20 protein-coding genes are annotated in these 23,276 nt (G+C 70.3%); 14 read left to right on the top strand and 6 right to left on the bottom strand.

The features are described from left to right. Positions 1–31: 31 nt before the first annotated feature. A complete protein-coding gene (gene rfbD, locus KGA66_RS05375; RefSeq protein ID WP_312886763.1) occupies positions 32–973 on the bottom strand; it encodes a dTDP-4-dehydrorhamnose reductase in 942 nt (313 codons plus the stop codon). Then, positions 973–1,992: a dTDP-glucose 4,6-dehydratase gene (gene rfbB, locus KGA66_RS05370; protein WP_211465157.1), complete on the bottom strand. Its 1,020-nt coding sequence runs from the start codon at positions 1,990–1,992 to the stop codon at positions 973–975. Before rfbB ends, rfbD begins: the two co-directional genes overlap by 1 nt. Positions 1,993–2,151: 159 nt before the next feature. Here rfbB and KGA66_RS05365 point away from each other — a divergent pair, with 159 nt between their 5' ends. From KGA66_RS05365 to KGA66_RS05320, 10 genes are all read left to right on the top strand, one after another. Further along, on the top strand, positions 2,152–3,105 hold the full coding sequence (locus KGA66_RS05365) for a glycosyltransferase (RefSeq protein ID WP_211465155.1): 954 nt from the start codon (positions 2,152–2,154) through the stop codon (positions 3,103–3,105). After that, on the top strand, positions 3,102–4,019 hold the full coding sequence (locus tag KGA66_RS05360; RefSeq protein ID WP_211465153.1) for a glycosyltransferase: 918 nt from the start codon (positions 3,102–3,104) through the stop codon (positions 4,017–4,019). The genes KGA66_RS05365 and KGA66_RS05360 overlap by 4 nt, the downstream gene beginning before the upstream one ends. Continuing rightward, positions 4,006–4,911, top strand: a complete 906-nt coding sequence (locus tag KGA66_RS05355) for a glycosyltransferase (RefSeq protein ID WP_211465151.1) — start codon at positions 4,006–4,008, stop codon at positions 4,909–4,911. Before KGA66_RS05360 ends, KGA66_RS05355 begins: the two co-directional genes overlap by 14 nt. A gap of 179 nt (positions 4,912–5,090) precedes the next feature. Further along, positions 5,091–6,296, top strand: coding sequence for a nucleotide sugar dehydrogenase (locus KGA66_RS05350; protein ID WP_211465149.1), 1,206 nt, complete (start codon positions 5,091–5,093; stop codon positions 6,294–6,296). Positions 6,297–6,367: 71 nt separating this feature from the next. Further along, positions 6,368–7,132 carry a glycosyltransferase family 2 protein gene (locus tag KGA66_RS05345; protein ID WP_211465147.1) on the top strand — a complete coding sequence of 255 codons (765 nt, stop codon included), beginning with the start codon at positions 6,368–6,370 and terminating at the stop codon, positions 7,130–7,132. A gap of 6 nt (positions 7,133–7,138) precedes the next feature. Continuing rightward, positions 7,139–8,164, top strand: coding sequence for an NAD-dependent epimerase/dehydratase family protein (locus KGA66_RS05340; protein ID WP_211465145.1), 1,026 nt, complete (start codon positions 7,139–7,141; stop codon positions 8,162–8,164). Then, positions 8,164–9,903: a hypothetical protein gene (locus tag KGA66_RS05335; protein WP_211465143.1), complete on the top strand. Its 1,740-nt coding sequence runs from the start codon at positions 8,164–8,166 to the stop codon at positions 9,901–9,903. Before KGA66_RS05340 ends, KGA66_RS05335 begins: the two co-directional genes overlap by 1 nt. 107 nt (positions 9,904–10,010) lie before the next feature. Then, positions 10,011–10,898 carry a glucose-1-phosphate thymidylyltransferase RfbA gene (gene rfbA / locus KGA66_RS05330; RefSeq protein ID WP_211465141.1) on the top strand — a complete coding sequence of 296 codons (888 nt, stop codon included), beginning with the start codon at positions 10,011–10,013 and terminating at the stop codon, positions 10,896–10,898. Then, entirely contained in the window at positions 10,895–11,167 is a 273-nt protein-coding gene (locus KGA66_RS05325) for a hypothetical protein (protein ID WP_211465139.1), read from the top strand. Before rfbA ends, KGA66_RS05325 begins: the two co-directional genes overlap by 4 nt. Positions 11,168–11,237: 70 nt before the next feature. Continuing rightward, entirely contained in the window at positions 11,238–14,165 is a 2,928-nt protein-coding gene (locus KGA66_RS05320) for an ATP-binding protein (RefSeq protein ID WP_211465137.1), read from the top strand. 21 nt (positions 14,166–14,186) lie between these two features. Here the strand turns inward: KGA66_RS05320 and KGA66_RS05315 are convergent, their stop codons facing one another. The 3 genes from KGA66_RS05315 to KGA66_RS05305 form a co-directional block, all read right to left on the bottom strand. Beyond that, positions 14,187–15,011: an ABC transporter permease gene (locus KGA66_RS05315; RefSeq protein WP_211465135.1), complete on the bottom strand. Its 825-nt coding sequence runs from the start codon at positions 15,009–15,011 to the stop codon at positions 14,187–14,189. Beyond that, complete coding sequence (locus tag KGA66_RS05310; protein WP_211465133.1) at positions 15,011–15,979, bottom strand: ATP-binding cassette domain-containing protein; 969 nt, start codon at positions 15,977–15,979, stop codon at positions 15,011–15,013. Before KGA66_RS05310 ends, KGA66_RS05315 begins: the two co-directional genes overlap by 1 nt. Before the next feature lie 112 nt (positions 15,980–16,091). Beyond that, positions 16,092–16,526, bottom strand: coding sequence for an OsmC family protein (locus tag KGA66_RS05305; RefSeq protein WP_211465131.1), 435 nt, complete (start codon positions 16,524–16,526; stop codon positions 16,092–16,094). A 181-nt stretch (positions 16,527–16,707) separates the two neighbouring features. Here KGA66_RS05305 and KGA66_RS05300 point away from each other — a divergent pair, with 181 nt between their 5' ends. Together KGA66_RS05300 and KGA66_RS05295 are read left to right on the top strand one after the other, a co-directional pair. Continuing rightward, positions 16,708–17,625: an HNH endonuclease gene (locus tag KGA66_RS05300; protein ID WP_211465129.1), complete on the top strand. Its 918-nt coding sequence runs from the start codon at positions 16,708–16,710 to the stop codon at positions 17,623–17,625. Between the two features lie 66 nt (positions 17,626–17,691). Further along, positions 17,692–19,488, top strand: coding sequence for a thioredoxin domain-containing protein (locus tag KGA66_RS05295; protein ID WP_211465127.1), 1,797 nt, complete (start codon positions 17,692–17,694; stop codon positions 19,486–19,488). 63 nt (positions 19,489–19,551) lie between these two features. Here KGA66_RS05295 and trhA read toward each other — a convergent pair whose 3' ends face one another. Next, complete coding sequence (gene trhA / locus KGA66_RS05290) at positions 19,552–20,295, bottom strand: PAQR family membrane homeostasis protein TrhA (RefSeq protein WP_211465186.1); 744 nt, start codon at positions 20,293–20,295, stop codon at positions 19,552–19,554. A gap of 246 nt (positions 20,296–20,541) precedes the next feature. Here trhA and KGA66_RS05285 point away from each other — a divergent pair, with 246 nt between their 5' ends. Then, positions 20,542–22,365: a phosphoenolpyruvate carboxykinase (GTP) gene (locus KGA66_RS05285; protein ID WP_211465125.1), complete on the top strand. Its 1,824-nt coding sequence runs from the start codon at positions 20,542–20,544 to the stop codon at positions 22,363–22,365. A 131-nt stretch (positions 22,366–22,496) separates the two neighbouring features. Then, entirely contained in the window at positions 22,497–23,258 is a 762-nt protein-coding gene (locus tag KGA66_RS05280) for an isoprenyl transferase (protein ID WP_211465123.1), read from the top strand. The last annotated feature ends 18 nt before the right edge of the window (positions 23,259–23,276 follow it).

The raw sequence follows: 23,276 nt of genomic DNA, 5'->3' as shown, positions 1-23,276 counted from the left end.
CCTGCCTACCTGTCCGGTTCTGCGGCGTTCGTCAAAGGCTCTCGGCACCCGGGCCCGTCGTGCCCCGCCCCGAGTCGGCGAGGAACGCGGCCAGCGTCTCGCGCCAGTGCGGCAGCGGGGCCAGCCCCGCGGCGGCCCACCGTTCGTGCCCGAGCACGCTGTAGGCCGGACGCGGCGCCGGACGCGGGAACTTGTCGCTGGTGGTCGGGCGCACCCGGTCCGGGTCCAGGCCGGTCAGTTCGAAGGCCGCGCGGGCCAGCCCGTACCAGGTGGTCTCACCGGAACAGGTGCCGTGATAGGCGCCCGCGGGCGCACTCCCGGCCAGGGCCGCGCCGCCAAGCGCGATCAGCTGCCTGGCCAGCGCGCGCGCCCAGGTCGGCTGGCCGCGCTGGTCGTCCACGACATCGAGGAACTCGCGCTGCCCGGCCGCGTTCAGGATGGTGGAGACGAAATTCTTGCCGTGCTCGCCGTACAGCCACGCGGTGCGCACCACGTAACCGGTGCCCGGCAGCGTCTGGAAGACGGCGCGCTCGCCGACCAGCTTGCTGCGCCCGTACGCGTTGACAGGGTCGCTCGGCGCGTCCTCGGGGATCGGCGCGACCGCGCCGCCCGGGAAGACGTAGTCGGTCGAGACGTGCACCAGGATCGCACCCGCGTCCGCGCACGCCGAAGCCAGGTTCTGCACCGCGGTCCCGTTGATCGCGGTCGCGTCCGCCTCGCGGGCCTCCGCGCCGTCCACGTCGGTCCACGCGGCCGCGTTGAGGACGATGTCCACGCCCTCGACGGCGCTTTTGAGCGCGTCCGGGTCGGTGATGTCCAGCTGCTCCCGGCCCAGCGCGATGACCTCGTGCGCGCGGTCGGCGGGCGCCGCGCCGCGCTCCGGCTCGCCCAGCGGGTGCTCCGGTCCGATCAGCAGCGCTCCGAGCTCGCGGCCGAGCATCCCGGCCGCGCCGGTGACCAGCCAGCGCGCCACTACAGCGCCGCCTTCGCCTTGAGCGGCTCCCACCACGCGCGGTTGTCGCGGTACCACTGCACGGTGCGGGCCAGGCCCTCGTCGAATGTGACCCGGGGCGTGTAACCCAGCTCGGTGCTGATCTTGGTGATGTCCAGGGAATAGCGCCGGTCGTGGCCCTTACGGTCGGGCACGTTGTCCACGCTGCCCCAGTCCGCGCCGCAGGCGTCCAGCAGGCGCTGGGTCAGTTCCTTGTTCGTCAGCTCGGTGCCGCCGCCGATGTTGTAGACCTGTCCGCCGCGGCCCTTGGTCAGGGCCAGGTGGATGCCGCGCACATGGTCGGAAACGTGCAGCCAGTCGCGCACGTTGCCGCCGTCGCCGTAGAGCGGCACCCGGCCGCCGTCCAGCAGGTTGGTGACGAACAGCGGGACGACCTTCTCCGGGAACTGATACTGGCCGTAGTTGTTCGAGCAGCGGGTCACCACGACGTCCTGGCCGTGTGTGCGGGCGGCCGCGAGCGCCAGCAGGTCGGAGCCGGCCTTGGCGGCGGAGTAGGACGAGTTGGGCGCGAGCGGCCAGTCCTCGGTCCACGAGCCCTCGGCGATCGAGCCGTAGACCTCGTCCGTCGAGACGTGCAGGAACCGCTCGACCTTGTGGCGGCGCGCGGCGTCCAGCAGCAGCTGGGTACCGAGCACGTTGGTCCTGACGAAGCTGGTCGGGTCGGTGATCGAGCGGTCCACGTGGGTCTCCGCGGCGAAGTGCACGATCGCGTCATGGCCCGGCAGAACGTGGTCCAGCAGTTCCGTGTTGACGATGTCGCCCTTGACGAAGCTGTACCGCGGGTCCTCGGCCACCGGCGCGAGGTTCGCCAGATTGCCGGAATACGTCAGCTTGTCGTACACCGTCACGCTGTGCTCATGGGATGCGCCGCGCTCGTTGGCTACACGGCGATCGGTACCGTCGTCGAGTTCCCCCGCGAGCAGACCGCGCACGTACTCCGAGCCGATGAAACCGGCTCCGCCGGTAACCAGGATTTTCATGCGTCGCATCCTATCCCCTGCCCGCGCACTGCCCGGGAGTTGCCCAACCGGCCCGTGACCTGCGGTGATTAGCGGCCTGTGACGATTAGCGCCCCTCCGGCCGAAGCGATACGCTCGGCCGACGCGAGAACCCCTCTTCGAACTCAGGAGTGCCGCCTGGTGTCCGCCCCCGAAGAGCCGACCGCCGCGCAGGACCGGCAGGCGCTGAGCCCGGCCGTCACGGCGATCCTCACCGCCTACCATCCGGACGAGCGGCTGGTCGCGGTCGTGGAGTCCGCGCTCGCCGACTGCACCCGCGTCATCGTCGCGGACAACACCCCGGCGGGCGCGCCCACGCTGGCCTCGAAGCTGGACGATCCCCGGATCGAGGTCATCGCCATCGGCAGCAACCTCGGCCTCGGCGGCGCGCTGAACGTCGCGGTCAAGCACCTGCCCGATGCGGGCGCGCAGGCGGTGCTGCTGCTCGACCAGGATTCGGTGCTTCCCGAAGGGCTCGTCCCCGGCCTCGCCGCGCACCTGCGCGACGACCCGGCCGTGGGCATCGCGGCGCCGACGCCCTGGGACGCCAAGCACGAGAAGTTCTACAACGTCGGCGCCGGGCTGCACGAGACGACGGTCGACCGCGAGGCCGTGATCACCTCGGGCATGCTGGTGCGCCGCGACCTGATCGACCGCATCCCGTTTCGCGAGGACCTCTTCAACGACTTCGTGGACATCGCGTTCTGCGTCGACGTGCGGCGCACCGGCGCGCGCATCGTGCAGGACTACCGGATCAAGCTCCCGCACTCGATGGGCGACCGGCGCGAGCACAAGCTCGGGCCGCTGCGGGTGCGAGTGATCCACTACCCGGCTTGGCGGCACTACTGGATCGCCCGCAACGGCATGCGCTTCGCGATGGACAACGTGCGCGAGCACCCGCTCGGCTTTCTGCCGATGGCGGTGTTCCTCGGCCGCAAGTTCCTCTCCACGACGCTGTTCGAACCGGACCGCCGCCATCACCTGCCCGCGCTCGCCCGCGGGGTCCGTGACGGGGTGATGAACCGCGCCGCCGCGCGCTACCTGCCCGAGGGCGCCAACCCGCCCGGCCTGCGCATCCGGGGTTCGGCCCCGTGACGTCTCACGGCCCGGGCATGCGCATCGCCGCCGTCGCGACCGCGTACCACCCCGACGACCGGTTGACCGCCGTCGTCGAGGCGGCGCTGGAGACCTGTTCGGCGGTCGTCGTCGTGGACAACACTCCGGGCACCGATCCGACCGTCGCGGACAAGCTGCCCGGTCTCGGCGCGGCCGAGGGTAGAGTCAAGGTCCTGCGATCCGGCGAGAACGTCGGCCTGGCCGCCGCGCTCAACCTCGGTGTGCGCGAGCTCCCGGACGACGCGCAGGCCGTGCTGCTGCTCGACCAGGACTCAGTGCTGCCCGGCGAAATGGTGACCGCGCTGGCCGGCCACCTGGACGACCCGACCGTCGGCATCGCCGCGCCGACGCCGTGGGACGCCGCGCACGACTCCTCCTACGACAACCTCGCCGCGCTGCGCGCCGAGGTCGCCGACCGCACCGACGTGATCACCTCCGGGATGCTCATCCGCCGCGGCGCACTGGACCGGGTGGGCCCGTTCCGCGAGGACTTCTTCGTCGACTTCGTGGACATCGACTTCTGCCTGCGGCTGCGCCGGGCCGGACTGCGCATCGTGCAGGACCAGCGGCTGAAGCTGCCGCACTCGCTCGGCGACCGCCGCCCGCACCGGCTCGGCCCGCTGCGCGTCCAGGTCGTGCACTACCCCGCCTGGCGGCTCTACTGGATCGCCCGCGGCGCGGCCACCCTGCTGCGCGAGAACCTGCGCCGCGAACCGCTCTGGTCCGTCAAAGCCGTGCTCTTCCTGGGCTCCTGGACCTGGCGGACCGCGGCCTTCGAGGACGGGCGCGTGAGCCATCTCGCCGCGCTGCTGCGCGGCGCGCGGGACGGCCTGCTGCGTCGCGTCAGCCTCCGTTACCTGCCCGAGGGAGCCACCTATCGTGCCGCCCGCTGAACCGATCGGCCCCATCGCGGCGATCGTCACCGCGTACCACCCGGACGAGCGCCTCGCCCAGGTCGTCGAGTCCGCGCTGGCCAGTTGCGCGCTGGTGATCGTGGCCGACAACACCCCGGCCGAGAGCGCGTCCGCCGCCGAGAAGCTCGACCACCCGAACATTAGGGTGCTGCGATCAGGGCGCAATCTCGGCCTGGCCGCCGCGCTCAACCTCGGTCTGCGCGAGGTGCCGGCCGAGGCGGGCGCGGTGCTCTTCCTCGACCAGGACTCGGTCCTGCCGCCCGAACTGGTGCCCGGCCTGGCCCGGCACCTGCGGGACCCGGGCATCGGCGTGGTCGGCCCCGCGCCGGTCGACGCGGAGAAAGGCGGACAATACGAGACCCTGTCGGTGCTGCACGGCGACCTCTCGGACCGCTACAGCGTCATCACCTCCGGAATGCTGGTGCGCCGCTCGTGCTTCGAGACGGTCCGCGGGTTCCGCGAGGACTTCTTCGTGGACTGCGTCGACATCGACTTCTGCCTGCGGCTGCGCCGTGCCGGAGTGCGCATCGTGCGGGACAAGAAATCGGTCCTGCCGCATTCGATCGGCGACGGACGCGACCACAGGCTGCTGTTCATCCCGGTCCGGGTACTGCATTACGCGGCTTGGCGGCACTACTGGGTGGCACGAAACGGTATGGTGCTTACCCGCGAGCACGGCCGCGCTCTACCCGGCTTCGCGCTCATCAACGCGCTGTTCATGGCGCGTTGGCTGGCCGCGACCGCGGTTTTCGAGCCGGAACGCCGCACTCATGTGCGCGCTATCCTGCGTGGCCTGCGCGACGGTCTGACCGGTCGTACCGACCTGTCCTACCTGCCGCGCGGGGCCGACTACCGTGCGGTGCACGCGTAGCTGTAACCGATTAGGGTTGCTTTGCGTCCAAGGTATGAAGGGTTCCTTCAGGCGAGGTGAACGCGGCCTGTAAGGTTTGTCTTCGCGCAGGTCAGGTTCCCTGCTCCGTCCTGTGATCACAGCAGGTGGACCCCCTATCGGCGGTCGCCGTCCTATTTGTTCGAGGAATGAGGGCATCGATGACAGACGCGGTCGAATTCCCGCGGGATGTCGTTGTGGTCGGCGGCTGCGGCCACGTGGGACTGCCGCTCGCCATCGCCTTCGCGGACCGCGGGGCGAAGGTCGGGATCTACGACACCAGCGCGCAGGCGGTCGAGCTGGTCAACGGCGCGCAGCTGCCGTTCGACGAGCCCGGGGCCGCCGAGGTGCTCCAGCGGGTCGTGGCCGAAGGACGGCTGACCGCCTCGACCGACGCGTCGATCGTGGGAACCGCGGCCAACGTGATCGTGGTCATCGGCACCCCCGTCGACGAGCACCTGAATCCGGACCAGACCGCCATACCGCGCGCGCTCGGAATCTGCTCCGAGCACTTCCGCGACGGCCAGCTGCTGGTGCTGCGCAGCACCGTCTACCCGGGCGTCACCGCCCTGGTGGAGAAGATGATCGCCCGGCTCGGCGTGGACATGCCGGTGGCCTTCTGCCCCGAGCGCATCGCCGAGGGCAAGGCGATGACCGAGCTGTTCAGCCTCCCGCAGATCGTCTCCAGCCGCACCGGGCACGGCCTGGCCCGGGCCAAGGAGCTGTTCGGGCTGCTGACCGAGACCGTGGTCGAGCTCTCCCCGGAGGAGGCGGAGCTGGCCAAGCTGTTCACCAACGTCTGGCGCTACATCAAGTTCGCCACGGCCAATCAGTTCTACATGATGGCCAACGACCGCGGCCTCGACTTCGACCGCATCCGCAAGGGCCTGGCCTTCGACTATCCGCGGGCCGCGGACATGCCGGGCGCGGGCTTCGCCGCCGGCCCCTGCCTGTTCAAGGACACCATGCAGCTGGCGGCCTTCAACAACAACAACTTCGCCCTCGGCCACACCGCGATGACCATCAACGAGGGCATGCCGCTCTACCTGGTGCACAAGCTGGAGGAGCAGTACGACCTGGCCGAGCTGACCGTCGGCGTCCTCGGCATGGGCTTCAAGGCCGAATCGGACGACATCCGCTCCAGCCTCTCCTACAAGCTGCGCCGGATACTCAAGTTCAAGGCGGGCGAGGTGCTGTGCACCGACCCGTACGTCAAGGTGGACCCGACGCTGCTCCCGCTCGAGAAGGTGCTGGAGCAATCCGACCTGTTGATCATCGCCGCCCCGCACCCCGCGTACCGCGACCTGGTGACGGACAAGCCGGTCGCCGACATCTGGAACGTCCGCGGTCAGGGTGTGCGGGTGTGAGCCTGGACTCGCCGGCCTCCGCTCACCGCGACGAGCGGAGCCTCTCCGCCGTCGCGCGAAGGACCGAAGAAGTGCCCGGACCCCGCGTATCGATCGTGATCCCCGCCTACAACGAGGGCGCGCACATCGTCCCCGTCCTCGACCGGCTTTTCGAGGCGGTGACGCTGCCCTGCGAAGTGATCGTCGTCGTGGACTTCCCCGAGGACGAGACGGTGCCCGTGGTGCAGGAGTATTCCCGAGAGCAGCCGCGTATACGCCTGGCGGTCAACACCTACGGGCGCGGACCGGCCAACGCCATCCGCTTCGGCATCGACAGCGCCGCCGCCCCGGTGGCCGTGGTGACCATGGCGGACGGCTGCGACGACGCCCGGCAGATCGACGACCTGACCCGGTTGGTGGAGCGCGGCGTCGCGGTGGCCGCGGCCTCGCGGTACATGGCCGGCGGCCAGCAGGTCGGCGGCCCGTACCTCAAAGGCACGCTGTCCAAACTGGCGGGCCGCTCGCTGCGGGTGTTCGCCCGCATGGGCACGCGTGACGCCACGAACTCCTTCAAGGCGTACTCGACGTCCTTCGTCCGGCAGGTCGGCATCGAGAGCCGGGCCGGTTTCGAGATCGGCATCGAACTGACCGCGAAGGCCCGGCGGCTGCGGCTGCCGGTGGCCGAGATCCCGACGATCTGGCTGGACCGGCAGGCCGGGGTGTCCAACTTCAAGGTCGCCCAGTGGATACCGAAGTACTTCAAGTGGTATCGCTTCGCCTTCGGGCCGAGGATGACCGTCGATCAGTTCCAGGCCCGCCAGATCCGCATGCAATCCAGGCAAACCGAGGAAGACTGAGAACTCATGCAAAAGGTACTGATCAGCGGTTCGGCAGGGTTCATCGGCGGCTACGTCGCCGAGGAACTGCTGCGTCGCGGCTACGCCGTGGTCGGTGTGGACAACTTCTCCAAGTACGGCAAGGTGAAGAAGTCGTACGACGAGCACCCGAACTACCGGCTCGTCGAGGGCGACTGCCAGGACGTGGCGCTGATGACCTCGCTGCTGGAGGACTGCGACCACTTCATCGCCGGGGCCGCGATGATCGGCGGGATCTCGTACTTCCACACCTACGCCTACGACCTGCTGGCCACCAACGAGCGGATCATCGCAGCCTCCTGTGACGCCGCGATCGCCGCGCACAAGGCCGGACGGCTGAAGAAGGTCACCTACCTGTCCTCCTCGATGGTGTTCGAATCCACCGACTCGTGGCCCTCCTACGAGGGCCAGGAGCGCCAGGTGCCGCCGCCGCTGTCCTCCTACGGCTTCCAGAAGCTGGCCGTGGAGTACTTCGCCCGCGCCGCCTGGGACCAGTACAAGCTGCCGTACACGATCGTGCGGCCGTTCAACTGCGTCGGCATCGGCGAGTCGCGCGCCCTGGGCGACGAGGAGATCCTGTCCGGCAACGTGAAGCTTGCCATGAGCCACGTGGTGCCCGACCTGGTGCAGAAGGTGCTCAAGGGCCAGGACCCGCTGCACATCCTGGGCAACGGCGAGCAGGTCCGGCACTACACCTACGGTGGCGACCTGGCCGCCGGCATCGTCACCGCGATGGAGCACCCCGACGCGGTGAACGAGGACTTCAACCTGTCCACGGCCGAGGGCACCACGGTGCTCCAACTGGCCGAGGCCATCTGGCGCAAGATCAAGGGCGCGGACGTGCCGCTGAACGTGGTCAGCGACGACCCGTTCGAGTACGACGTGCAGCGCCGCGTGCCCTCGACCGACAAGGCCAAGCGCGTCCTCGGCTTCGAGGCGACCACCTCGCTGGACGCGATGCTCGACGAGGTCATCCCGTGGATCGCGAACGCGGTCGAGGCCGGCACCATCTAATGCCCGAGCTCCTGAGCGGAGCCGACGAGGAGACGCCGGCGGTGGCGCGGCCCGCCGCCGGCGTCTCCTCGCGGTCGCCCGGAGCCGGGTTCGCCGCCGTAGGGCGCTGGGCGCGTTCGCACGCGCTCGCGCTGACCGGAACGCCGCTCGCGGCCATCGTGCTGTTCACGCTCTACCTGCACCAGGCCAGGACCGCGCCGCTGAACGGCGACGGCGCCGGCAACGCGCTCCAGGCCTGGGACATGCTGCACGGCAACCTGCTGCTGAGCCACTGGAGCGTCTCGGACGTCAGCTTCTACTTCACGGAGCTGCCCGAGTACATGCTCGTGGAAGCGGTACACGGCCTGAACGGTGACGTGGTCCACATCGCCGCCGCGCTGACGTACACGCTCGCGGTGCTGCTCGCCTGCTGGCTGGCCCGCGGCCGGGCGCGGGGCGCCGAGGCCGCCGTCCGGGTCCTGATCGTGCTGGTGGTGATGCTGGCCGCACCGGCCCGGGGCACCGGCGTGGTGATCGAGCTGGACTCGCCAGATCACTTCGGTACCGCGGTGCCACTGCTGGTCTTCTTCCTCGCGCTGGAACGGCTGCCGCGGCGGCGGTTCACTCCGGTGCTGCTGTTCCTGCTGCTGGTGTGGGCCGGAAGCAGCGACACCACCGCGATCTTCCTCGGCGGCGGCGCGCTGGCCGTGATCTGCGCGACGCGCCTGTGGCAGGGCAAGGGCCGGCGCCGCTACGAAGCCTCGCTGCTCGCCGTCGCGGTGCTCGCCGCCGGGGTGGCCATCGAGGTCCCGCGCGTGATCGCCAGGCTCGGCGGTTTCACGATGCACCGGCCGGACATGGCCTTCAACGCCGCGGCGGACATGCCGAACGCCGTCTGGCAGTCCGTCAGCGCCTTCCTGGAGTTGTTCGGCGCGAACTTCTTCGGCCTTTCCGTGGCCGGGCCGTCCTCCGGCGGCGCGGGCGTGCCGGGCGAGACGGTGTTCGCGCTGCTGCACCTGTTCGGAGCGGGCCTGGTGGTGGCCGCGCTGATCAAGACGGTGCGCCGGCTGCGAGACGGCGGACGGGAAGACGCCGGTGGCGATGGGACCGGTGGCGTCGGGAGCGGCGGGGATGAGGGCGGTGGCACCGGGCGCGACCGGATCGCCGAGCTGCTCACCGTCGGCATCCTGCTCAACCTCGCGGCCCTGGTGTTCAGCACGCAGTACCGCGGCTGGGCCCGGGAGATCGCCGCAGTGCTCCCATTGGCCGCCGTCGTGGCCGCGCGGGTACTCGCGGGGCGGATGACGCACCGCAAGCACGTCGCGCTGCTCGGGGCGTTCGCGACCGTGTTCGCGGCGGTGCTGGCATACCACGCGACCGGACCGAGCCAGCCGCCCTACGCCCATCGCGTCGAAGCCTGGCTGAAGCAGCACGGCTACACCAGCGGCATCGGAGGCTACTGGACCTCGCACAGCATCACGGTCGGCTCGGGCGGCGCGATTCAGGTGAGCCCGGTCAACACCGGTCCGGCGGGGATTCAGGCATACGACTGGGAGTCGAAGTCGACGTGGTACGACCCGCGGCAGCGTTCGGCGAACTTCCTGGTGGTCGACCTCGCCAATCCCTCGGCGCTGCAGTACGCGCGGCCGCAACAGGCGATCAAGCAGTTCGGGCCCCCCGCCCGGGTCGTTCCCATCGGCGGCTGGGAGGTCATGATCTGGGACAAGAACCTGCTCGCAGACCTGCCGGGGTCGAACTGACCGGCACCGGGCCGCTCGCCGCGCGGGGCCGCCTCCGATCACCCCGCGGGCTCGGGTACGGTAAGAGCGCGCTCAGCAACTCGACCGTTAGTTAGGGCTGTCCATCCATGCGCGGAATCATCCTGGCAGGCGGCACCGGCTCGCGGCTGTGGCCGATCACCAAGGCCATCTCCAAGCAGCTCATGCCGGTCTTCGACAAGCCGATGATCTACTACCCGCTCTCCACGCTGGTGATGTCGGGGATCGACGAGATCCTGATCATCACCACGCCGGAGGACCAGCCCGCGTTCCAGCGCCTGCTCGATGACGGCTCGCAGTTCGGGCTGCGGCTCGACTACGCGGTGCAGCCGCGGCCGGAAGGCCTGGCGCAGGCGTTCATCCTCGGCGAGCAGTTCATCGGCGACGATTCGGTCGCTCTGGTGCTGGGCGACAACATCTTCCACGGCGCGGGTCTCGGCAGGCAGTTGCGCACCCTCACCGGCCTCAAAGGCGGCCTGGTCTTCGCCTACCCGGTCGCCGACCCGAGCGCGTACGGCGTCGTCGAGTTCGACGAGCAGGGCCGCGCGATCTCGATCGAGGAGAAGCCGGCCCGGCCCAAGTCCCGTTACGCGGTGCCCGGCCTGTACTTCTACGACAACCGCGTGGTGGAGATCGCCAAGGCGCTCAAGCCCAGCGCCCGGGGCGAGCTGGAGATCACCGGGGTGAACGCGGCCTACCTGGAGGCGGGCGAGCTCGTCGTCTCGGTGCTCGACCGCGGTACCGCGTGGCTGGACACCGGCACGTTCACGTCGATGGTGCAGGCCGCCGAGTACGTGCGGGTGATCGAGGAGCGTCAGGGTCTTAAAATAGGCTGCGTCGAGGAGGCCGCCTGGCGCGCCGGGTTCGTGGACTCGGCACGGCTGCGCGAACTGGCTGAGCCGCTGCTCAAGAGCGGGTACGGCACATATCTGCTCAACCTGCTCGACGACGAGAGCAGCCCGGGAGGCATTTCATGACCATCGAGTTCTCCGCCGCCGCTGCGGGCGCCGTCCACCCGCTGGCCGCGCCCGTCAACGACAACACCCCGTGGGTGGGGCCCGGCCTGCTCGGCTTCATCATCGTGGTGATCATCGGCCTGGCCACCTGGTTCCTCGGCCGCTCCATGGCCAAGCAACTGCGCAAGCTGGACGCCGGCCGCGCCGAGCAGCAAGAGCCGCAGACGCCGAAGGACGAGCGCGAGACCGCCGCGCCGCCGCGCGACCCCAAGCTCAACGGCGCGCACTGACCGCGGCCCGCTGTCCGCCGTGGGCGTAATCGGCACGCCGCCCAACGGCCTGATTGGTCACAATGGGCGCGTGGAACACACCTCGGTAACCGGCCTGCGCGTCTTCGTGCTGCGCGGCGTCGAGGCGCGGCGCGACGGCGTGGCGCTCGAGGTGCCCGGGCGCCGGCTGCGCTCCCTGCTCGCCCTGCTCGCGCTGACCCCCGGCGTGCCGCGGCGCCCCGAATACCTCGCCGACCAGCTCTGGGACGGCGAACCGCCGAGCGCCAACGCCCTGCAGGCGCTCATCTCCCGGCTGCGGCGGGTGCTCGGGACGGACGCGGTGGTATCCCGCCCGCACGGCTACCTGCTCGCCGTCGCGGCGGAGCAGGTGGATCTGGCCCGGTTCGACCGGCTGCTCGCGGAGGGCACCCCGGCCGCGGCCCGCGAGGCGCTGGCGCTGGCCGGGCCGGAACCGCTGGCCGAGTTCGCGGACGTACCGGACCTGGCCGACGAATCGCGTCGCATCGAGGCCGAGTGCTGGAAGGCCCGCGCCCTCGCCGAGCGGGCACCCGCCGTGCACCGTGCCCCTCCTGCCACTGTCCACCGCGCCGCGCCCGCGGGCGTCCGGCTCATCGGACGGGACGTGCTGATCGCCGAGATCACCGCCCGGCTCGGCACCACCCGGCTGGTCACACTCGTCGGCGCCGGGGGAGCGGGCAAGACGTCCGTGGCGAAGGCGGTCGCCTACGCGCACGACGGGGCCGTCGTCGCGGAACTGGCCCCGGTCGGCGCGGACGCCGTGGCGGCCGAGGTGCTCACCGCGGTCGGCGGACGCGACCTGATGGTGACCGAGCGGGCCCGCCGCGCCGCCGACCACCGGGACTACCGCACCCGCGTCGCGGCCACCCTCGCCGATCGCAGCATGCTGCTCGTCCTGGACAACTGCGAGCACGTCGTGGACGCCGCCGCGGATCTGGCCGCGCTGATCCTCGAGCGCTGCCCGCGGGTGACCATCCTGACCACCAGCCGCGAGCCGCTCGCCGTGCCCGGCGAGGTCCGGCTGCCGGTGAACCCGCTCCCGGTCCCGCCGGTGGACGCCGAGCACGCGCGGCTCGGCGACTACGCGGCGATGCAGCTGTTGCTGGAACGCGGCCGCGCGGTGCGTCCCGATCTGGCCACCGACGGCGCGGACGGCGAGGCGCTGGCGGAGATCTGCCGCCGGCTCGACGGCATCCCGCTGGCCCTGGAGCTGGCCGCGGCCCGCTTCAGCCTGCTGACCGCGCGCCAGGTCGCGGACCGGCTTGACGACCGGTTCCGGCTGTTGACCGCCGGGGCGCGTACCGCGCTGCCGCGTCAACAGACGCTGCGAGCGGTCGTGGACTGGAGCTGGGAACTGCTGGACGGCCAGGAGCGCGAGGTGCTGGCGGCCTGTTCCGTGTTCGTCGGCGGGGCGAGCCTGGAGGACGTCGAGGCCGTGGCCGGCGCGGAGGTGCTGGACGTTCTCGGCCGGCTGGTGGCCAAGTCGCTGGTGGTGGCGGACCGGCTCGACGACGGCGCGATGCGCTACCGGTTGCTGGAGACCATCCGCGAGTATGCCCGTGCCCGGCTGGCGGAGTCCGGCTGCGAGCGGGCGGCCCGCGACCGGCACGCCGCCTACTACGCGCGCCTGGCCGCCGAAGCGGATCCGCAGCTGCGCGGCGCCGATCAGCTGCGTTGGATCCACCTGCTCGACACCGAGGACGACAATCTGCGCGCCGCCTTGGCCTGGGCACTCAAACGCGCGGACGCGGTCACCGCGCTGAGCCTGTCGACGAATCTGAGCTGGTACTGGATGCTACGCGGGCGCCGCGACACACAGCCGCTGTTCGCCGCCGTTGCCGAACTGGCCGAACGCGAGGGGCCGACCGACTGCGCGCAGTACGCGATCGTGCTGGCGCTGTGCGCGATCACCTCCTTCGACACCGGCACCGAGATCGACGACTCGATGGCGTTGCTGAACCGTTCGAGCGCCGTTTTCCGCGGCTGCGGCGGCTATCACACCATCGCCGTCCTGGTGGACCTGCTGCTGTCGATGTCCGACGCGAAAAGGCTCGCGGACACCGTCGACAGGACGCAGGCCGCAGCCTTGGCCGAGGGCCGCGAATGGGACGCCGGCTTGATCCTGATGTTCCGCTCCCGGCTGCTGGCCGACGAGGACACCGCCGCGGCCGAGGCGTGCACCCGTAAGGCGCTCGAACTGTTTCGCCGGGTCGGCGACCGATGGGGTATCGCTGAAAGCGGACAGGCACTCGGCTACGTGCAGAGCCTGCGCGGCGAACATCGCGCGGCGCTGGAGACCTTCGCCGAGGCGGGAGTGGTCGCCGAGCAACTCGGCGCGACCGGCGACCTCGGCATGATCGGCCTTCAGCGCGCCTGGGAACACGAGTTCCTCGGCGAGCCGCGGGAGGCCGATCGGATCATGGAGCTGACCGAGCGGCGCATGGCGGACCGCCCGGGCGGCGTGGAACTGCGCCCCTACCTGCTGCTCACCCGCGCCGAACTCGCCCGTCGCCGCGGTGACCTGGAGACCGCGGCCGCCCGGCTGGCCGAGAGCCGCAAGATCGCGGACCGCGGCCACTTCGGCCCGTTCCGCGGCCAGTACGAGATCACCGCGGGGTTCCTGGCCGTCTGCCAGGGCCGGCCACGCGAGGCCGCCGGGCATTTCCGCGACGGACTGATTGCCGCGACGACGCTGTTGTACGACCGGTCCGACGTGGCCTTCTGTATCCAGGGGCTGGCCGCCGCCGCTGAGGGCGCCGGGCAGGCCCGGCAGGCCGCGGTGCTTCTCGGCGCGGTCGGTGTGGTCCGGCCCGCGCCACTGCCGGCGGCGCGACAGGTCGACGTGGCGCGGGTCGCGGTCAAGACGCGCGGCGCGCTCGCCCCCGATGAGTACGAGCGCGCCTTCGCCGAGGGCCGGGCGCTTACCGCGCAGGCCGCCTTGGCTCTCGCGCGAGAGTGCGCCGCCTCGCTCTCCCGATGACCGGCGGCGCACCGGCCGCGGTCAGCTGCGTCGCCGGTAGGCCCGCACCGCGAGCGGCGCGAACACGACAGTCAGCGCCGCCGACCAGGCCAGCGTGACCCATACCGGGTGGAAGGCGGGTCCGCCGATCATCAGCGCCCGGGCCGAGTCCGCGGCGGTGGTCAGCGGATTGACCTTCACGAAGGCCTGGAGCCAGCCCGGCATGGTGTTCGTCGGCGCGAAGATCGACGAGGCGAACATCATCGGGAACAGCACCAGTTGGCCCACGCCCTGGACCGCCTGCGGCGTTTTCGCGATCGAGCCGATGTAGACCGCCACCCACGAGATCGCCAGCCCGAGGGTCATCAGCACCCCGAGGCCCGCCAGGAAGGCCGGCGCGGAGGTGTGCACGCGGAATCCGAGCACGGCCGCTGAGCCGGTGGTGATGGCCGCCGCGATCAGCAGCCGCAGCATCGCCGCGACGATGTGCCCGTTCAGCACGGCCGAGCGCGCGATCGGCAGCGAGCGGAAGCGGTCGATGACTCCCTTGGAGAAGTCGTTGCTCAGCTTGATCCCCGTGTACATGGTGCCGAAGGTGAGCATCTGCGCCAGGATCCCGGGCACCAGGAACTCCAGGTAGTTCCCGTTGACGCTGCCCTTCATCGCGCCACCGAACACGTACGTGAACAGCACGGTCATGATGAGCGGGAAGATCGTCACATCGACGAGCTCCTCCGGGTCCGCCTTGATCGACAGCAGATTGCGCCGGATCATCGTTCCGCTGTGCCGCAGCCACTCGCGCGGCGACACCCGGCCCGCCGCCGCGGCCCCCCTCGCGCGCGCCAGCCCAGCTTCCGCCGTACTCATCAGTGATCTTCCCTTCCGGTGCCCGTCAGCGTGATGAAGACCTCGTCCAGCGAGGCGGTGAACGTGCTCAGATCGGCCAGTGCGATCTCCTTGGCGGCGACCTCCCGCAGCACCTGGTTCAGCTTCTCGTCCTCGGCCAGCGGCCCCGTCACGTAGCCGAGGTCCTCCTCCCGGGCGGCGCCGAGGGCCTCGGCCATCAGGCCCTGGAGCACCGGCAGGTCGGCGGCGTCGACGGGCCGCACCCGCAGCCGGCGCCCGGACACCTGGTGCTTGAGCTCGTCGGGTGATCCGGAGGCGATGATCCGGCCGCGGTCCATCACCGCGATGTGCCGGGTCAGCGCCTCGGCCTCCTCCATGTACTGGGTCGTCAGCAGGACCGTCGTCCCGTTCCAGGCCAGTTCGCGCACGATGCCCCACAGGTCGTTGCGCCGCTGCGGGTCCAGGCCGGTGGTCGGCTCGTCGAGGAAGAGCACCTGCGGCGTGCCGACCAGCGAGGCGGCCAGGTCCAGCCGCCGGCGCATGCCGCCGGAGTACTCCTTCGCCCGTTTCCTGGCCGCGTCGGTCAGCCCGAAGGTCTCCAGCAGTTCGTCGGCCCGCGCCCGCGCGGCCTTGGCCGGCATGTCCAGCAACCGCCCGATCATGTAGAGGTTCTCCCGGCCGCTGAGCGCCTCGTCGACCGAGGCGTACTGGCCGGTCAGGCCGATCAGCCGGCGTACCGCGTGCGCATTCCGCACCACGTCGAGGCCGCCGACCTCGGCCGTGCCGCCGTCCGGAGCCAGCAGGGTGGCGAGCATGCGCACGATGGTGGTCTTGCCGGCTCCGTTGGGTCCGAGCAGCCCGAACACGGAGCCGGCCGGGACGTCGAGGTCCACCCCGTCCACGGCCCTCTGCCCGCCGAACCGCTTCACCAGGCCCCGGGTCGACACCGCGGACTCGCTCTTCGTCGCCGCAACCCTTGTCTGTGTCATGCCGCCAAGTTCGCACGCACCCCTGACATCGGCCTGACACGCACTGACAAGCGCCTGCCGCGCCCCGCGTCAGCGGGTGCGTGGTCCGGTTTCGGGTTCTACGCCGCCGTGCTCACGCGTCGTCGGCGATCGTCGACGTGACCGGCGTGCCGGCCTCGATCGTGCGGCTGACCGTGCACAACCGGTCGTGCGAGAGCTTGACGGCGCGCGGCAGGATCGTGCGGGCCGCGTCGCCTTCCGCGCCCTCCGGGAAGGTAACGCGGAAGGTGACGTTCAGGTCGGTCATCCGGCTGCCCTGTTCGTCGCTGATCTTGTGGCCGGTGACCGTTACGGAGAAGCCGGTCGGCTCGGCGTGCCGGCTCGTGGCCACGTCGGCGTCGATCGCGGTGCAGCCGCCGATCGCGGCGAGCAGCAACTCGACCGGCGAGAAAGCGGCGCCGCCGGAGCCGAAACTGATCGTGCCGCCGCGCGGATTGGTGGCGGTGTACTGTCCGGCCTCGACACGGTCGACGCGGACGCTGCGTAGGGTGTCATCGCTTGCGCTCATGCAGCCGACGATAAGGGAACTCCCAAGCGGCCGCCGTCGCCTGCCGCTGGGCAGGTCAACCGAGCGCCGCGCGGGCTTACTCGGGTGCCCCGGCCTCTGCGGGAGGCGCCGCGGCAGACCGCTGAAATCGATCCGGCCGCATTGCTGGACAAAGCACTGAGACGGATGCCAAGGTGCCGGAATGCCCACGATGCGCAGCGCCGAGTATGACGCGCGTTTCCGCGCCGCCGCGTTCGCGTGGCTGTCCACCAGGAGCGACGACGGGGCGCCGATGGTCACCCGCGAAGAACTGCTGAGCTTCTGCTTCGAGGGCGAACGCATCCCGCTGATCGACCACAACCGGGGTATCCGCAGGCCGAAGGTTCTGCGCGGCGCCGTGTCGTTGCTGACCACCTACCGGCCGTCCCCGCAAGCCGCCCCGTACGAGGATGCGTTCGGTGAAGACGGCTTGCTGCGCTACAAGTACCGCAGTACCGATCCGCAGCAGGCCGACAATCGAGCAGTGCGCGGCTCGATGGAGGACCGCTTGCCCATGATCTGGTTCTACGGCATCGCCCAAAGCCAGTACCTGGCGATCTTTCCGGTCTACGCCGTGGCCGAGGAAGCGACCGGTCACCAGTTCGTCGTCTCCACCGACGTGCCGGTCGAATCCATCGCGCAGGCTCCGCCTTCTGTCCTGGAACGCGAGTACCGCGCCGTCCAGACGTATCGCCGGGTACACCAGCCGGTCTTCCGGGCACGGGTCATGCACGCCTACGAAAGGCGCTGCGCGATGTGTCGGCTAGCGCACCCGTCGCTGCTCGACGCCGCGCACATCCGCCGCGACAAGCATCCGATGGGCATCCCCGCGGTCTCCAACGGCATGGCGCTGTGCAAGATCCACCATGCCGCTTACGACCAGGACATCCTCGGCGTACGCCCCGATCTGAAGGTCGAGGTCCGGCTCGACATCCTGCACGAGGTCGACGGTCCGATGCTGCGGCACGGCCTGCAGGAGATGGCGGGCGTTCGACTGGAAGTGCCGAGGTCGCGCGTGCAAAGGCCGGATCCGTCGGCCATTGAGGAGCGCTACACGCAGTTCACGGCGGCGAACCGCTGACCTGATCAGGACGCCTCGGTGAACGGCACAGGCAACCATCGGTAGTCGCTATGGGACACTGTGCCCATGAACCGGCTCGGCGCGGCGACCTCGCCCTACCTCCTCCAGCACGCGGACAACCCGGTGGACTGGTGGCCGTGGGGTGAGGAGGCGTTCGCCGAGGCGCGGCGCCGGGACGTGCCGCTGCTCATCTCGATCGGGTACGCGGCCTGCCATTGGTGCCACGTGATGGCGCACGAATCATTCGAGGACCAGGGCACGGCGGCGGCGATGAACGCCGGGTTCGTGTGCGTCAAGGTGGACCGCGAGGAGCGGCCGGACGTCGACGCCGTATACATGACCGCGACCCAGGCGATGACCGGTCAGGGCGGCTGGCCGATGACCGTGTTCGCCACGCCCGCGGGGCGCCCCTTCTACTGCGGCACGTACTTCCCGCGGGAATCGCGCGGCGGTATGCCCTCGTTCCGCGCCGTGCTCGACGCGGTGAGCACGACCTGGCGGGAGCGGCGCTCCGAGGTCGAGCAGGTGGGGGAGGACATCGCCGGCCGGCTCGCGCAGAGCGCCGTGCCGGTGGACGGAGCCGCGCCGGGGGATGGCGCGCTGGCCGTGGCGGTCGAGGCGCTGGCGCGCGAATTCGACCCAGCGCACGCCGGTTTCGGCGGCGCGCCCAAGTTCCCGCCGTCGATGACGCTGCTGCACCTGCTGCGCCACCACGCGCGCACCTCCTCGCCTCAGGCCCTGGACATGGTGCGGCGTACCTGCGAGGCGATGGCGCGCGGAGGGATTTACGATCAGCTCGCCGGCGGATTCGCCCGGTACGCGGTCGACGCGACGTGGACGGTCCCGCACTTCGAGAAGATGCTTTACGACAATGCACTGCTATTGCGTGTATACACGTTGCTGCACAAGGCGACCGGCTCCGGCTTCTTCGCGCGTGTCGCCATCCAGACCGCGAAGTTCCTGCTCGTGTCGTTGCGCACGGGCGGGGGCGGCTTCGCCTCCGCGCTCGACGCGGACACCGACGGCGTCGAGGGCCTGACATACGTCTGGACGCCTGCCCAGCTGCGCGAGGCGCTCGGCGAAGCGGACGGCACCTGGGCCGCGCGGTTCTTCAACGTCACCGAAGAGGGAACCTTCGAGCACGGCACGTCGGTCCTGCAAATGCCCGTCGATCCGATGCCGGACGACGAGCCGCGCTACCACCGGCTCCGCATCACCCTGCTGGAGAATCGCGGCGAGCGGCCGCAGCCGCGCCGAGACGACAAGGTCGTCGCCGCCTGGAACGGACTGGCGATCACGGCGCTCGTGGAGGCGGCACTGGCCTTCGAACAGCCACATCTGCTCGACGCGGCGCTGGGCGCGGCCCGGCTGCTCGCCGACGTGCACATGAGCGAAGGACGCATCGTGCGCACCTCACGGGACGCAATTGCTTCGTCGAACCCCGGGGTCCTGGAGGACTACGGCTGCGTCGCTGAGGGCTTCTGCGTGCTGTATTCCGCGACCGGTGACAAGCAGTGGCTCGACCGCGCGGCGAGCCTGCTGGAGACGGTCCGGGCGCAGTTCGTCTCCGAGACGGGTTTCCACGACACGGCGGAGGACGCGGACGCGCTGTACTTCCGGCCGAGCGACCCGACGGACAACGCGACCCCCTCCGGGACGTCCGCCGCGGCGGCCGGATTCGTCGCGTACGCCGTCACCGCCGGTTCGCTCGACCATCTCGACGACGCCCACCGCGCCCTGGCCGCGGCCGCCCGGCTGGCTGAACGCGCGCCGCGTTTCGCCGGTTACGGCCTCGCGGTCGCCGAGGCGCTGTTGTCGGACGTGCCCGCGGCGTTTGTATGCCCGGGTCCTTTCTGCGCCTGAGGCCCGTCCGGTCTGAGGCCCGCCCGACCCGAGGCCCGTCGCCGAGGTGGGAGCCGTCCGGGCTCACGCCAGCGTGTACACCGTGATCGAGATCGCGACGTAGTGGCAGGTGAAGGCCGCGATGGTGAACAGATGGAAGATCTCGTGGAAGCCGAACCACCGAGGCGACGGATTCGGCCGTTTGAGCGCGTACACCACCGCGCCGATCGAGTAGAGCAGCCCGCCCGCGATGACCAGTCCCACGACGCTCCAACCGCCGGAACGCAGGAACTGCGGCATGTAGAAGACTGCGGCCCAGCCGAGCGCTAGATAGCAGGGCACGTACACCCACCGTGGCGCGTGCAGCCAGAACACGCGCATCCCGATGCCGATCAGCGCGCCCGCCCACACCAGCGTCAGCAGCACCCCGGCCGAGTTGCGCGGCAGCAGTACGACCGCGAGCGGCGTGTACGTGCCGGCGATGATCAGGAAGATGTTGGTGTGGTCCAAGCGCCGCAACACCGCGTGCGTCCTCGGCGTCCAGGTACCGCGGTGGTAGACCCCGCTCACACCGAACAGCAGCCACGAACTGACCGCGAAGATCGCGCACGCCACCGCGGTGCCCGTGGTCGGCGCCAGCGCGATCAACACGATCCCGGCCGCCAGCGCGAGCGGGAAGACCCCCGCGTGGAACCAGCCGCGCAGCTTGGGTTTCGCGCTCTGCAGCCGCGCCGCGGCCGCCTCTGTGGCGGACGCCACAGCCTGACCGGGGGAGACGTGCCTCACAGCCGAGCCTCGCGGTTCAAGCGCGTCTCCGCCCGCGCCCATGAGATTAGTCACACTGCGCTCCCGTCTCGACCGCCGACGCGGCCTTCTCCGTCGGCGTATTTCCGGACATCGCACCATGCCGCGCCGGTGCTGCCGCTGGCCCCTCCAGCGTAACCTACGGACCCGTAAGTTACTCGTTCGTAGGATTGGGGGGTCCACGATGCGGACACTCGTGGCTATAGTCCAAAACACCCCTCATCACGCCCGGGAGGTGCGGACCCCCGGCGTCACCTAGGAGTGCGCACGATGACCTTTGCCCTTGCTGAACCCATTTTGTCTGAGAATCCACCGACCCGTCACCCGGAACTGCTCTCCTGGGTGACTGAAATCGCCGCGTTGGCCAAGCCCGAGCGCGTCGTGTGGTGCGACGGCTCCGACGAAGAATGGGCCGGGCTCACCGACGAACTGGTTGCCAAGGGCACGCTGCGGCGGCTGAACCCCGCGAAGCGGCCCAACTCCTTCTATGCGGCCTCGGACCCGTCCGACGTCGCCCGCGTCGAGGACCGCACCTTCATCTGCTCGCGGCGCGAGATCGACGCCGGTCCGACCAACAACTGGGTCGCTCCCGCTCAGATGCGCCAGACGCTGCACGGTCTGTTCGACGGCGCGATGCGCGGACGCACCATGTACGTGGTGCCCTTCTCGATGGGCCCGGTCGGTTCGCCGCTCTCCGCGCTCGGCGTCGAGATCACCGACTCCGCCTATGTCGCGTTGTCGATGCGGATCATGACCCGCGTGGGCAAGGCGGTGCTCAACGAACTCGGCGAGAACGGCGCCTTCGTCAAGGCCGTCCACTCGGTCGGCGCCCCGCTGGAGCCCGGCCGGGCCGACGTGCCTTGGCCCTGCAACACGACCAAGTACATCACCCACTTCCCCGAGGACCGCGAGATCTGGTCGTACGGCTCGGGATACGGCGGTAACGCACTGCTCGGCAAGAAGTGCTACGCCTTGCGCATAGCCTCGGTCATGGCCCGCGACGAGGGCTGGCTCGCCGAGCACATGCTCATCCTCAAGCTGACTCCGCCGAACGGCGAGCCACGGTACATAGCCGCCGGTTTCCCGTCTGCCTGCGGTAAGACGAACCTGGCCATGCTTTCCCCGGCGATTCCCGGCTGGAAGGTCGAGACGGTCGGCGACGACATAGCGTGGATGCGTTTCGGCGAGGACGGCCGTCTCTACGCGATCAACCCCGAGGCCGGCTTCTTCGGCGTCGCACCTGGCACCGGTGAGCAAACCAACGCCAACGCCATCGCCACGCTGACCGCCAACACCATGTTCACCAACGTCGCCCTGACCGATGACGGCGACGTGTGGTGGGAGGGTCTGACCAGGCGGCCTCCGGCGCACCTGACCGACTGGAAGGGCCGGGACTGGACGCCCGACTCGCCTGAGCCCGCCGCGCACCCCAACTCCCGCTTCTGCGTTCCGGCCGCGCAGTGCCCGACGATAGCCCCCGAGTGGGAGGACCCCGCGGGCGTGCCGATCAGCGCCATCCTGTTCGGCGGCCGGCGCGCCACCTCCGTGCCGCTGGTCACCGAGGCGCTCTCGTGGCGGCACGGGGTCTTCCTCGGCGCGAACGTCTCCTCCGAGAAGACCGCGGCGGCCGAGGGCACAGTCGGGGAACTGCGCTACGACCCCTTCGCGATGCTGCCGTTCTGCGGCTACAACATGGGCGACTACTTCGGGCACTGGCTTGAGGTCGGCGCCGGAGCCGACCCGGCGAAGCTGCCGCGCATCTTCTACGTGAACTGGTTCCGCAAGGGCGCCGACGGCCGCTTCCTGTGGCCCGGCTTCGGCGAGAACATCCGCGTGCTCAAGTGGATCGTCGACCGGCTCGACGGCCGAGCCCAGGGTGTTGAGACGCCGATCGGGACGGTACCGACCCGGGACGCGCTCGACCTGGACGGCCTGGAGATCGACGGGAAGGACCTGGAGCAGCTGCTCTCGGTGGACGCCGAGGCGTGGCGGCACGAGGCGCAGCTGATCCCGGCTCACTTCGAGCGCTTCGGCGAGCACCTGCCGCAGCCGCTGTGGCAGGAACTGCGTGCCCTGGAGGCGCGGCTCGGCTGAGCCGACGCGCCGTCATCTGAACGGATCTTCACCAGATCCTCACAGCCGCCCCGCTTCTCCCGGGGCCGGGGCGGCTGTCATGGGGATAGGGTTCCGCAGGAGAACCGCTGGGTCGAGGAGAGGCGTCGGAGATGAGCGTGCGAGACCTCGTCTACGGCGTGTACGAGAAGCGGTTGACCGCGAGACTCGACCGCTCCCGCATACCGCGCCATGTCGGCGTGATCATGGACGGCAATCGGCGCTGGGCCAAGTCCGTCGGCGAGCAGATCGCCACCGGGCACCAGCGCGGCGCGGACAAGATCCACGACCTGCTCGGCTGGTGCGAGGAGGCCGGGGTCGAGGTGGTGACGCTGTGGCTGTTCTCGACCGACAACTTCAACCGGCCCGCCGACGAACTGGCCGACCTGCTGCGGATCATCGAGGGTTCGGTGCGCAGCCTCGCCGAGACCGGGCGCTGGCGCGTCCGCCCGCTCGGCGCGCTCGACCTGCTGCCCGGCGACTTCGCCCGCACCCTCAAGGAGATCGGCGCGCGGACCGCGGACAACCCCGGCCTCGTGGTCAACGCGGCCATCGGCTACGGCGGCCGCCAGGAGATCGCGGACGCGGTGCGCTCGCTGCTGCAGGAACAGGCCGAGCGCGGCACCTCGATCGAGGACCTCGCGCAGGTTATCGATGTGGAGCACATCGCGCAGCATCTGTACACCCGCGGCCTGCCCGATCCGGACCTGCTTATCCGCACGTCCGGGGAACAGCGGCTTTCCGGATTCATGCTGTGGCAATCGGCGCATTCCGAGTTTTATTTCTGCGAGGCTTTCTGGCCCGCGTTCCGCAAGATTGATTTCCTGCGCGCGCTGCGCGATTACAGTCTGCGTCAACGCCGTTATGGTGCGTGATGGCGCGGTGGGGGCGCC

Source organism: Actinocrinis puniceicyclus (assembly GCF_018283645.1).
In the GTDB taxonomy this organism is placed as follows: domain Bacteria; phylum Actinomycetota; class Actinomycetes; order Streptomycetales; family Catenulisporaceae; genus Actinocrinis; species Actinocrinis puniceicyclus.
The sequence above is the reverse complement of the archived record's forward strand: the minus strand, read 5'-3'. Positions and strand labels throughout refer to the sequence as shown.